The organism is Pseudovibrio sp. W74, assembly GCF_001623085.1.
Taxonomy (GTDB): Bacteria; Pseudomonadota; Alphaproteobacteria; order Rhizobiales; family Stappiaceae; genus Pseudovibrio.
In genome coordinates this window covers 216,345-230,672 of the sequence record NZ_LMCJ01000008.1, presented here as the reverse complement: position 1 = coordinate 230,672, position 14,328 = coordinate 216,345, and the positions used below count along the sequence as shown (strand labels likewise).

The 14,328-nt window shown below is 52.0% G+C and carries 2 protein-coding genes; both read left to right on the top strand.

The genetic code is table 11. The annotated features are described in order from the left end of the window. Nucleotides 1–2,455, top strand: a 2,455-nt coding sequence (locus tag PsW74_RS07360) for a hypothetical protein (RefSeq protein WP_208987883.1), incomplete at its 5' end; no start/stop codon positions are given. A gap of 32 nt (nucleotides 2,456–2,487) precedes the next feature. Then, nucleotides 2,488–14,325, top strand: coding sequence for a LysM peptidoglycan-binding domain-containing protein (locus PsW74_RS07355; RefSeq protein WP_063288570.1), 11,838 nt, complete (start codon nucleotides 2,488–2,490; stop codon nucleotides 14,323–14,325). The last annotated feature ends 3 nt before the right edge of the window (nucleotides 14,326–14,328 follow it).

Genomic DNA, 14,328 nt, shown 5'->3' with positions numbered 1-14,328 from the left:
GTTTATACCCGATCAGCCTGCCTACGCACCGGTTTTTCCGTTGCCTTTGTCGTCTCCCGTTGGGCGCCCTGCACCCAAAGGAGCACCGCTCAAAGGCAACTACAAAACGTCGTATGTACAGGTGTTCCCGCCAGATAATGCCGCAGAAAAGAGTGAGACATCCATCACCTATGTGGCGCAGCCCCACGGCAGCGCACTGCACGGCTATGATGATGAAATCTGGCAGGAAAACAAGGAGTTGCTGGGCACTGTCAGTCCGGCCTACACACTGCCGCCAATGGAAGATCAGGCCTTCCCAATGTTCCCCTACGCCGGCACGGATGAGGGCGACCCGAGTTACTCCCAGTGTGATGTCGCTCTGTTCGAAAAAAGCATTATTGCGCCAACCCGCCGCAAGGTGATTGCATCTCTGACCAACGGTCAATCCAACGCCAGAGAGGCTAAGGCGCAAACAGGAGAGGGGGATGCAACTCTGACAACCCCACTGGGCGTGATCGCCACACTGCAATCACCCACAGACGCCAGTCACTGGAAGGAAGTCAAGCTCGCTCAAATCAAAGTACCAACACCTTCCGATTTTGCCTTCAAAGACTTATCCCCCAAACTCATAGAGGCCTTCCAGACCAATCAGCTGTTTCTGGTCGCTGCAAACCCATCAGAATTAGGTGAAGCAGGCTCAACCTTCCTCAACACGCTGAATATCGAAGACTGGCAGATCGAAGCAGATGTCGGCAATTCACCAGATTTCGGCGACTACGCCAACATATTGATTATTAAAGGAATACGCGGCCCACTCTACGACCCGAAGGGCAATGAAAAAGACAACCTCATCTCCAATCCGCAAAAATGGACCCAAAAAGAAACCTTCGCCGCTCCAACAACCAAACGCCAAAACACATCAGATAAAACCCAACTGGTCAATGTCTCCTCATGGCTTCAGGACTACTTCAAAGCAGCCTATGAAAACCCCGCAACAGAGTACTTCGAAAGCTTCAACCAGACTGCCGCTGATCCTAACTGGACCGGCGTACTTATGCTACGCGCGCGTATCAAATCACCGCCCGAGCAATTGGCTGGGATTGTGGCCGGTGTGCGCGATCCGGCAAAGTTTTATGCCCACCATCTCGCCATCCGCATCAATCAGATCAAGGCTGGTGCAAGTGGTGAAAAAATCGAAATAAAGAAGCAAAGTTCAGTCTATGGGCTGGTTTACTATGAAGACAATGACCTCATTGTACCAAAGGGAGCGACAAACCCGGAGCCGGTTGTGCCCTCTGCAACGCGCACATATGATTTCATCCTGCTCTCGCTCAAAGTGCTCTTTGAGAACTCGGCAATAAAGAAGTTCTCCTCCTTCGCACAGCTCTCCATGACCAAGGTTTTTGGCAGCGATACGGTCAGTTCTAAGCCCGTTTTTCCGGCAGGCCAACCACAGCCCAAAGGCAGCCAGTACAAGTCGCTGATTATGAAAGCGAGTTATCAGGACAACAACAACCACCCGTCCTACACCATGGCCGCAACCCATCCCTATCTGTTCACGGTCGACAACAACATCCTGGAGCAAACAGAGTTCACATCCGCGCGAATGAACACCATCTCCAAACACGAAAAAACGCAGGAAAATCAAACAGAACCACTCATCCGCTTCGCCTTCACCGGCTTCCTCGATTTCGCGATCCTCAGCGCAGGCGAAAACGAGCCGGTTGACTTATTCTCCTTTGGCAATGAGCCAGACCAGCAAACCAGCCAGAATGGATTGGCCTTTAACGAGCTCGGCCTGCAAATGAGCTTCACACAAACGAATGCCTACGAAAGCCAGAAGATCACTTGGGACAGCGCTCAGCTGACATTTGACAGCAAAAACAGCACGCCTCGCGGCGGTAGCCTGGTCGCCACTATGCCATTGCAATTGAAAGGGTTTGTCAGCTCCGACAGCGCAGACAAGACGCCAGCTTCCATGGGATATTTGGATGTTGTAACCAGCGTCCGCCAGCAAGGCCTGTCAGACACATGGAACGGCCTCAAGTTCGAAGTCAGCCTCGGCACCGCCGGAGACCTCGCAGGCAAACTAGGCCTCACCGCTGATTTGCTGCTGGCATGGTCACCAGACTCCACGGGCGAAACCTACAAATCCAAGACTGCCATCCATATGCCGGGCTCCTCCAACGGTGCCTCGCTCATCAGCTTACAGAACGTGCTGTCCATGTCCTACGGCCCGATCCAGCTGCTCTACACGGAAAACCCCAATAACAAAGAAGCTGATGCCAGCAAGCAATACATGTTTGTTCTCAATGAGATCGCCATCAAATTTCTGGGGTTGGCCAAGATCCCGCCAAGCGGCGCCACATCGTTCTATCTGTTCTCAGACCCAGATGAGAGCAACGAGGGCTCGGCCAAAACCACAGGTCTGGCCTGGTACGCGGTCTACAACAACGAGCCCGCTGACAGCAAATAAATCACTCCTTCAATCAGCACTGGTGCAGCAAGATGAACGAGCACAGTCCAATCGAACCACTCGAGCGCGTAGTCACGCCAGACGAAGAGAGCCTGTCTTCAGAGCTTGCCAATCTGGTGCAAATGTTCGCCTCTGCTGCACAGGATTTGAATGCGACGCTCTCCAACCACATCCTTGGACGGCTCACGGATTTCCTGCGCGGTAAAAAGCTGCGCTACTTCCTCTCTCAAGACCAAAGATCAGGCAGTGCCGCCAACACCATCAACCTCCTAAAGCGAATGATTTCCCTTGGATTTCAGGTAGATGTGGACCTGATTTACGACAGTGGCCAAGAAACGCTCCTGCAGGAACTGGCGCAGCTGTTACCCGGCTTTGACCCCACCACCCGCGCATCAATAACGCTGGACGGCGTTACAATCACCTTTCACGCCTATCAGGAAACCACCGTTGGCGAGATAACCCATCGTTCCGTACCGAGTCTGTCTGGCACGATGCCGCTATGTCTATGTGGCGGCGGTAACATTCCCAACATCGACAACACAAGCATCGCGACTGCAGTGAAATGCAGCTACTTTGTCCTGCTTCAGCCTTACCTTTGGACGGCAGAAACTTGCACTCAGGCTGGAAAGACCTGTTCCGCCAACTCTTTAGTGGTGCTACCGGGCCTCAAACAGACTATAAACCTCGATGATCAACTCGCTCTGCAAGGCTCACAGTTTGCTTATCGCAGTTTCAAACAGGACCTGACTACAAAGCTCAACTGGGCGGACCTGAGGAAGATCCCAGAGGTCAACACCAAGGCATTGAGTGCGGCGCAGAACATCAGCAATGCTCTTGGAAAATCTGGCCAATCCGGCATCGAGTTCTTTCCGGTTGCGAGTCTGCCAGGCTCATCGACAGATAAAACATCGCTTGTCGGCAATGCAGAAGGGATTGCCTTCGAGCTCATCGCTGCAGCCGCACTCCTGCAAAAGCAAAAAGGCTTTACCAAAAAGCCGGTTGTCATCGCTGTTCTGGATGATTTGAGCAGTTCCACATGGCAAACACTTGCGCGATATTTTCCCCAAAAGAACGCGGCGAAGCAGGGCACAAGCACGTCTCGTGATGAGCGGACAAAGAACATCAACGCTTACTGCAAGAACCAGCAAGTGTTCCGAAATACCTCTGGCTCAGGTACTGGTATTTACCTGAATAAAGACCTGTCAGGCTCTGCTGGGGCTGCTTTCCTCAGCAAACTGAAATCAGGTGCAACGGTTGTCACCACCTTGTCTGATCTGCCGCCAGACGCGATTGACTATTTGTATGGCGCAGCCACATTGCCAAGCGTTCTGGAAGGCACTCAAAGCGCCAATCTGGCTGTAAACCTGGGTAAGCCGTTCTTCAAACTCGGTAATTTCACGTCCAACCCTTATCCAAGCACATTTGGAAACGGCAAGGGCAAAGCTGCCAGCAGCACAACACCAACCACCGCAACGCTTTTAGATACCTCCAAAAACCAGATTGCTCTCGGAACATCCGCGTTTCAAGAGGGCTACAAAGCAACCATGCCGCCCAATGAACTGGCGCAAACCATATCGGATATGGTGACCCAGTTTCGCTCAGAAAAGGGCGAGTACTTTGAGTATTTTGACGGCCTCAAACAGTATTACACCGCACCTCAAAACGATAAGCTCTTACAAGCGCTCGGGTTTTTAGCGGCCAGATTTGCTCTTGTTTCAGTCGCAAGTGGTGTCTCCGACAGCATTTTCTCTGATCTGCAAACACTGCAAACCACGCTGACGGACAATACAAAAAATGGGATTCTCGCTCTGATCCCCAATGTGCTGAAAGAGGGACCGTTCCACACCTTCCTGCAAACAGTGCTGGGCTCAGGCGGACTGACAATTGGCTCCGCAAAAAGCCCTGTGACGATCAAACCCGTCTACACCTCAAAAAAGCTCAGCAAGATCATCGTTCAGGGAAAGACCTCGGATTTTCTCGGCACAGAACTGGAAGTCACACTTACCGTCTCCAGCTTGGGGCGAGCGAGTAAAAACCAAAGCAATTACAAAGTCCAACTCCAAATCTCGCTGGAAAAGCTTGAGTTACCAGGTGTCGAATGGTTCGCACTGGAAGACACAGGTCTGTCCGTTGAATTTTCCAGCAATGGTGCGCGGCTCACAGGCGGTGTGCAAACCTCTATTGAGGTCGGCGACACGCTCATTCCATTCCACATGGATTTCCCAAGCTCTGCCAAAAACAAGATGGTGGTGCAGGGCACATTTGCAGAGGAGGCAGCCCCTTCGCTGAACTCCATATTCACGCTCATCGGCGGGATGAATTTTGCAAACTCAATCCCTTCTGAGTTCGCTGACCTGAATGAGTTGAATGTAGACGGTCTGCGTTTCAACTATGACTCAAAATCCAAGAGCATAGAAAGCTTTCAGGTCTCGCTGAAAGATAGCAAGGAGTGGGATCTGTTCGGCGGATTGAAATTGAACAACCTAAGCTTTGAGATCACCGCTTCACAGCCAACCGGCAAACGTCAGATAAGCTGGGTAGCCTCCACAGATGCTGTGATCGGTTCAAGCAGTAACCCAGCAATTCTTGACCTTTCTGCCACCTATCCGCAAACCACAGTAACCGCAACACTCAGCCCGGATGGGGCAAACCTGCCTGTCTCGGACTTCGTGGACGCATTGCTGCCAAGCGGCTATCACCTTGACGTTGATGCCGATATTGCAAACCTGTCACTGGAATATTCTCCCGGGCAGAACAAGAACAGCAGCACCTATTCCGTTGAGGCTGGCGTAAATTTGAAAGGCTGGCAAATCACCTTGCCACCCGCAAAGTTCGAGCTCAACGACGTCTACATCCAAGTCAAAGGCGTTGGAACCAACTCGGTAGGCTCCATCAAAGCCTCAACAATGCTGTTTGATGGTCTGCCGAATGTTCAGCCCGTCCCGGTTAATGTGACAGCTACATTCGACACGCAAAACCATCTCTGGACGTTTACCGGAGAGCAGGGTGATACGCCTATCAAGGTCAGCCAGATCATTGATGCCTATTTCGGCAGTAACTGGGCACCGGATGCTATCGATGTAGACCTCTCAGATCTGAATGTAACCTTCTCAACGGGCACCGGAACATCCGCGGCCAGTTATGAGTTTGGGGGAACAGTGAGCCTCAACAAAGACGTGAGGCCAAAATGGCTCCCGGATGTGACCTTCACGGCAAAAATTGGAGATACGGGCGGAAGTGAGCTTCTGTTACCCGGCAGCAAAGCGCGCATTCCGGTGCTTGATGACCATGACGAGGTTATCTTCATTCCCCCGGAAAAATCATTGGTCCGGTATGAAACCGCAAAAGAAAACGGCAAATACGCATTGCTGACAGCTGATGTGCTTTGGGAGAACATCGAGCTCACCGTATTTTATGAATATGCCAAAACGCATTCACATTTCGGGATCACATGGGGTCTGTTTTCGGCTGAGGTATTGGCTGATCAATGTGCAACGATCAGGTTTACAGATACCACCACACTTGGTGCCATGGTCGAAACCTTTGTGGAATGGATGACCGGTGCCAAGTTTGGGCTCGCCGCGCCATTTGACCTGTTAAATGATGTCAAACTTTCTAATTTTGAACTCAAATGGGACTTTAACACCGGAAGCGTTGAATTTGATGTGAAAATTGGTCCTATCGACCTTTTAATCGCCTCAGTGACCGGCATTTCGCTCACGTATAAAAAGAAATCAGGTGTTTTCGTGCAGCTGAAAGGTGATTTTCCCTGGCTGTCTCATAACGGGCTGGAAGCAACAAAGCTGCCGCCATGGCGAGCAGATCAACCCTCCACAACACCTAGCCCCGGCGGTGCTGGCAATAAGTATCTTGACCTGCGTTTACTCGCTGGCGGACAGCATGTGGACGTCAAAGGCCTGCAAGACGTCACCACCGTGCAGCAAGCTGTCGATATTTTGGGAGACCTTCACAAACCCTCAGCGAAGAAGGTGCCCGACATCGGCTTTGCTGGTGACATCAACTGGCTGTTTGCAACGGACTTCGGTGTTCTGAGGATCGATTCCCGCAAAGAACTGGGGCAGGAACATCAAGGCGATCTTGAAAGCACCGGCGCGAAGTACACGTTCACCTTGCAAGTGGTTCTGACAGACCCAAGTCTCTATGCACTGCGCATTGCCTGTAATGGAAAAGCGGCTAAGGTCTTCTCCGGTCTGGATTTTCAGGTCATCTATAAAAAGGTCTCGCCGGGCCTTGGTAAATTTTCAGCCTCCATCGAACTGCCGGAAATCATGCGCCGCATTGATGTTGGGGCCGTGACAATCACACTGCCCACATTCGGGATTGAGGTCTACACCAACGGTGACTTCCAGATTGATGTCGGTTTCCCCTGGAACAACAATTTCTCGCATTCTTTCTCAGTTGAGGCCATCGTACCGCCGGGTATTCCGGTGAAAGGCGGAGGAGGGTTCTACTTTGGCAAGTTGCCTGCTGCTTCTGTCAAAGGGCTGCCAGTCTCCACAAAAGGCTTCTTCAACCCCAATCTGGTCTTCGGCTTCGGCGCGCAGCTGGGGCTCGGCAAGTCCGTTGATATGGGCATTCTCAAAGCGGGCTTCAGCCTCACCGCCTTCGGAATTTTGCAAGGCATCCTAGCAAAGTGGAATGCCTATGAAGATCATCACTCAGGCAGCAGCGATGCTCTGTCACTGCAGGGCGAATATTTCTTCTCCCTCACAGGAACCTTTGGCATCATTGGTAAACTGTATGGCACCATAGATTTTGCTATTATCAAGGCTTCGGTCAATATCAGGATCGAGGTAAGCGCACAGATCAAGCTTGCCTCATACGAGCCGATCCCCCTCACAATTTCAGCTAAGGTGGATGTCCGCGCCTCTGCGAAGATCGATCTCGGCCTGTTCACCATCAAAGTGAGCTTCAGCTTCTCTGCGCACGTTCATACCACCTTCAAACTAGGTGCTCTCCAGGACCCAAGTAAAGCTCCCTGGCTTGATAGTTCTGAAGCCTACGAAGGCTTGCTTGCTGCACCATTAGCGGACCGCCTCGCGCTCTACAGCCGCTTGCCAATGCTGACGGGAGCCTATGAGGCAGCTCCAGTAGAGTTCAACTGGGCAAACCTGCAACCCGCTGCGGATCCCTCTCAAAACCCGCTGGAGATCCATCTGGGCTACGGCTTGACCCTGGCAAAGGATGAGAACTGGTCGTCTTCTGAAGAGGCCCGAGCGCCACAGTTGCCGTGTTACGTCGCCAACCTGTTCATTTCAGCACCCGCACCAGCAACTCCGGAAGATGCGGAGCTTTATGAGAAGGCCGCAGGGCAGCAAACAGACACTGCATTCGAGGCTCTGGCCAAGATGGTAACCCGCTGGCTTGTAGCCGCGACCATGGGTGATGAAACCCCCAGTGCAGACCAGGTCGATAACCACGTGATCAGCGCGATTGAGATCAACGCCATACTGAACAGGCTGGGTGAGTTGGAAGGCTCGTCAGACGCATTGACCCAGCAGGACATCACCACGTTCCTGCAGCAACAGTTCATGCTCGATATTGCTTTGCCGTCCCGTCCAGGAGAGGCGCAAGCGACCTATTTCCCCATGTTGCCATCACTCAGCATCGCGCTGGAACAAGACAGCAAAACATCGCTCTCCTATACTTTTGCAGACTACAATTCCATAACCACCGAGTACCTGGAAGACTTAACAGTTTACTTTAACCAGCTCAGTGTTCAGGTGGAAAAAGAGAGTGGGAAATCCCCCTCTGAGATTGATGGAGGTGGCAGCAAAACATCAATATCATCATATATATATGAAAACTACTTCATGCTGATTATGAAGCAGATGATGCAAAACCTCCTGAGCGGTCTACGCGACTTCAATTATCCGCTCCCAGCTGGAAAAACATCCAGTTGCATTGTGAGTTGGGTCAACAGCCAAGGTGCCTTTTCCGGAGCAGACTTTACCCTCGCAGACCTCTTCAAAGCCAATAACAGCCACCCTTTGACAGCAGGCCTCAACGTCACAATTCCGACTGCACCGCTTGTGATCCCTGCGAACAGTTCCTTCCAAAAATTAGCCAGCAACAACCCATATAAAGCGACTGTCGAAGCCTCTGACCTCATGAGTAAAAACAAGGCAGTCGCGGGCCTTTTGCGCAGCGGAACTCAGATTGTTTACACCGCATCAGATGGAACTGAGAAGAAGCACACAGTCTCTGGTGGGCAAACATTAAATGCAGTCGCATCAGCTCTTGGGATTACCATTGATGAACTGACCAGCAGCAGTGCTGTGCAAGCCCAGCAGGACCTTCTGGTTGTCGGCTCTACGTTGCAGATGCCAGCGTTCACGCAAAAGACAACGGACACAGATACCCTCTCATCCATCGCGCAAAAGTTTGACGCTGATGTTGAAGCGCTGGCAATCACCGCAAACGGAGAACTCACCGATCTGTTTGCAGGCGCCACGGGCTCCAACGCAGGATCGGATGCTGGCAGTTTGAGCATCGTACATCTGCCTCAGTTCTCCGTTGGAGAGCTCATCAAGGAAGTGCAGCGAACGGGTGGCATCACCCACCTGTCAGGCATGGCCTCACGCTATTACTTCCACGGTATGCGTCTGCCAACGGATGGTATTACACCACTTGTTGATGGCATCTGGGTTGAAAAGGATGAGGCTGGAAAGCTCAACCTGCCGAATGAGGTTGGCTTGTTTGCGCTGTCCGGTCAGCAGATCGCCATCCCAACGCCGCTGACAAGCAGTCTCTCCTTGCTGCTGAGCAAGCCAAAGGATGCAGATTGGATCACACTTGGAAATGATCAAACCACTCTGAAATACGAGGTGGATGTACCGTCAGACAATGAGGCGACTGCAAGCAAGGACTATCAACGCATTGAAGCCGTCAACACCTACGGGAAGACAGAGTACTTGTCAGCTGGACCAGAGGAACTTTCACTCCTTGCAAAGGTTGAGCAGCAACCAAGCGCGTTCCCAATCCCGCACTTCATCAATTGGCAAAGCGCAGAGCCAATCAACGTTCCCACAAACGACCCTCAAAAGCCATCCAACACCCAATATCTGCGTTTGTGGACGCTTTCTGCAGCACTAACGACACTTGGTGCCAACAGCGCACAAAACAACGCAGTTGTGCCTCCTCAGCTCCTTGTTGAGCAGGTGTCGATGGATGCTGCAACTGGAAAGGCCATCAAAACCCCGCTGACGAACTATGGCTGGGCATCAACAATTGAGTTCTCCATCAAGAAACTGCCAGCTCAAACATCGAGCGCTCCAGCGGCGGAAGTCAAAGCGACGCCGGATGCGGCCTTGAAAACTACCTATGAGCTGAATGGGGTGAGTTCAGCTGGCGTCGTAATTCTGGAGCGATTGCTGCAAAGCCTGCCTGAGGATCATAGCTTTGCATCTCTCACGCTCGGTTACAGCAAAGGCTCACAAAGCAGCGGTACACATTTTGTGGGTGAGGGCGGCAGCGATGTCACCTTCGGTCTGTCGCAAACCAACCTCTCAACGGTGACCAATCCAACCGGAGAACTGTTATCTGAGGCGGCAAAGGAGAGCCAGAGCCCGACGCTTCTCAACACGCCCATGTCACTGGTCAAACTGCTTTGGGAAGCTGGCATCACCAACTCGGGCGGCTTCTATCTCTATTACACAGCAGATGACGGGCAGACAGGATTGCCGCCAGATGTCTTCAACGAAAAAGGAGAGGCGACGCTGTCTCTGGTCATCATTCATGAAGATCAGGAGTACATGCATGCCTACGTCAACGGGCTCGCAACTGCACAGGCAATCGCAGGCTCAGGTACATCATTGACCGCAGCTGCCAAAGGCGAACTGGTGGAACACACGACCACTGACGATGATACGCTGGCAAGCATTGCTCTACGTTATCACTCCAACCTCAACTCACTCATCGCCAAAACTCTGACTTCTGATCAGGAAACATCAGCGAGCGGCAAAATCCAGCTGATACCGGGCAAAACCATCAGCATCGAGCAGGGCACCTATCGGGTTCCACAAAGCAGTGATGCCTCCTTTGCAAGCATAGCATTGCGCTTTGGGACAAGCGTTGAAGAGCTAAAGCAGGTAAACCCGCGTCTGACTGGCGAAACAGTTCCAGCTGGCGCACCAATACGATTGCCTGTGATTGAACTGACAATTGGCTCCAAGACTTTGAGCAACGACTTGTCGAGCTGCACATGCCTGTCAGAAATTGCGGATTACTTTGGCACCGAGCCCATCGTTGTTGCCAGTGTGAACGCAGAGATGGAGCAACTGCTCGTCCCCGGTCAAACACTCACACTGCGTACTGGCCCGCTGACTGTTCAACCCGGTGAACATCCCGGCGTTCAGGCGCTTAATGCGCAACGCGAGCAGGCGCCGGAGATACCCAAGGGTGGAACAGGAGATGACTACGCGACGGCCTTGCTTCTCAACAACTACAGCCTGCTGGCCTATAAGATTCTGGGAAATCAGGACTTCAGACCAAGCAACATGGGCCTGCCCATTGGTGCCTCAGGCAAGTCTACCTCGCCCAATGAGGGAAAGATCCGATATGTTCTGGAAGCGTCTGCTGGCGATGCGGAAATGTATCATGGCGTAATATCGTATCTCAGCCTTGTAAAAACCGAAAACGCCTCAGAAGCCACGGCACTGAACCCGTACAGTGCCAACGGATTGCTCCTGCAAACTCAACTCGGCTGGAACGACTATTACGGCAATACGATCCTATCAACACTGGACGAGCCCACAAAGCCCGCAGGAAAGTTGAACAGCAAACCGGCGCTTCAGGGCTACACAGATCAGATCATCCCGCTCTCTCAGTGGCCCTCGACCTCAGCAAACTGGACAGTGCAGCCTGAGGGTAGCGCCGAAACGACCCCGGAAAACTTCACGATCCTCATCACCTTCAGCTTTGATAGTGGACCCTTCTTACCGCAAAAAAGTCAAAACCCGGAGATCGCACAGCAAAGAGCGCACTCAGCACTGGTTATTGTTGAAGATATGCTGGCCCAGTTTAATGACCCCAACGGTTTTGCAATAGAGGTCAACTCGACACTCTCGCTCAACACCTATCAGCTCTCAGCACACGAACTTGAGCAGCTGGTCGGCTGGTGGCAAGACATCGAGCAATTCCTGATCAGGCAAAGCAACCCGGAAGAAACCGAAACTTCTGAAACAATTCCGCCGCTCTCATTGCCTGTAACAGTGCCAATGAGCAGCCTCAATCAGGAACCGATCATTGAGCTCACAACACAGCTTGTCTTCAAACGAACCCACGGCATAGCGGTCGGTGATTATGCAGCCGATCCGCTGACACGATCTGTTGCCAACACCATAGCAATCAGAACCACCGTCAGTGCCCCGAAACCTAAAAAAAGTGACGCAGACTCCGAAAACCCAAAGAAGCCAAAGAAGCCAAAGCCAGACATTCTGGCAGAGTTTGCGCAGTGTGTAGCGCAGTCTATCCATGGTCCGGATTTCACAATGATGGTCGCCTCCGGTATCAACCGATATGCGCCATCCGCTAGCGTGTCTTCCAATGCAACCTGGGGTGTGCGTATTGGCACAAAGCAGGGAGATCCAATCTCCTTCCACATCACAGATGAAAGCCAACCAGAAATATACGCACCGCTTCCAGTCAGTAACACGCTGATCTCTCGCAGTGCCTCGGTTTATCCCTATGCCGGACTGGATGATTTTGACGCAAGTACAGGAAAATTCACAGGTACTTCGGTTCAAAGCACCTTCTCAAATGTTGAGATGGACGTCTGGCTGAAACAGTACTTTGAATTTTTTGACGCGCTGCTGTCTCCCAAATACTCCTCCTCAATCCTGTTCATCGACAAACTCGCAGCCAATAAACCGAAAAGCATCTCCTGCACTGGTGAGAGCTCTGCAGTCGTCAGCGGCTTTATGGAGGCATTGACGGAGCAAAAGAAAAGCCTTGCGCAGATCACGGCACGCATGCTGGCACCCATCTATCAGGATGGCACCAGTACACGGCTAACCTCCGCACAAGAGACCTTCAAACAAACGCTGCTCAATGAACTTTCCAATCTCTACACAACACAGGCTGTCCTTTCGTTCGGAGCGGACATCACCGCCAACATTCCGCTAACAGGCGATGAAGAAACTCCGCAGCTTTACGGCAACATCAACCTGAACAGCGTGGCAGACTGCCCACCGGATGCACAGGAAGACGCGCAGGAGCCAACATCCGCTAAATCTCTTTCGAGCCTCTTCTCGCTCACGTCTGCCAAACTGAAATTGCAAGATGGCGCAGAGCAACCGCTCACCTTCCTGATTCAGGCCTCAGAAAAGCTGGGAGAGACAACGGAATGCCTCTCTCTGGATCTGAGCTACAAAGTCACGTCTCTCGAACATCAGATCAGCCCGGTTCAGGGCATAGCCGACTACAAAGCCTCAAGCTGGCTCTCTCCGATCCAGGCGGAAGGCACTCCGGTTCTTGAAAAGCTGCTTGGGTCTTTCAAAGTGCCCATCCTGCTGCGCAGTTTCCCGGAAACACCGCGCATGGTCTCTCAAGCTGGCCCTGCCTATGACACGAAGGCTAAGAAGCTCTCCCAGATCACCAAATGGAACTATGAATACACTTACGGCCTGAACTTCCATTACCTTCAGGACAAAGCTCATGGGCAAATCCAGTTCAACCTCAAAGACAAACCGCAAGGTGAACTCACCGATTTCATGGATGCCTTTGCCGAACTCGCGCAGTTCATCACCATCCAGAACAACCTCACCGCCACGTTGGATCAGTACCTTCCAATCATAAACGCTGGTAATCAGTCAGCCGATGCCATCGAAAAAGCGGCTCAGGCTCTGACGGTGATCATCAAGGTCAACGAAGACATAATCTGCAAAGCAAACGCCAGCAGCAGCCTTGCGATGCTTGCAGCAACTTCACAAAAAGAGGGCAGCGAAACAATCAGTTTTAGCATTCTGGAGGAAAATCAGGACTATAGCACTCCAGCGGAGCAAACATCACAGCGCTGGGTCGTCAAACTGATACTGGAAGATTGCAACCCTCCCGCAGGACTAACCGGAGACCCTGTGGTCGAAATTCCGGATTGGACAAGCCATCTGGACAGCAGTGCGTGTGTTGAGGGTAAGCAGACCTACACCTACTATTACACCCAGAAAACGAAGAGCAAGCAAACCTATCTGACACAGGATATTGCGCAGCCCTTGAGTGATCGTCAGGTGGTCATGCCGGGCATGCAGGTGCTCGCGCGGCAGGATGCATTGGCTTCTATGTACATGATCCGCAACAGCTATATCCACGGCAAAATCACAGATGGCTTTGTATTCAGAACGCCGACGGCCACCTTTAAAAACCCGTTCCACCCAACATTGTCCAGCTTTCAGCCACTCAACATTGCATACCTCGGCAACCCCACAAATGAGCCTTATCAGCGGAGCCTGAAGGAGCATCTGGAACATCTCTTCTACATGCTGTTTCATGGTGAGTATGCTGGCGACATTACGCTGCAGCTTAATATCGGTTACAGCTATCATCTTGCGCAAGGCCTCACAGAAGAGCCAATCGATCTGCCAATCGCTCTTCTGCCGCCAACCCCCGTCACTATCCAGAACAACGGCGAACCTAAGGGCGATATCCTTGAAAACCTTGCCAACTCAATCACGGCGTGGGCACAGGCGCATAAATCATCCTGCAATGCAGCTCAGCTGAACATTGCCATGAATATCATGTCCAATCTGACGGAAAACCCCATGCCCTTGCTCAACCTGCAAAACCTCTACCTGTGCACCGATGACATCATTCCACCTCTGCCATCTTATGAAAGCGAAACAGAAGGGGTGTAAGAC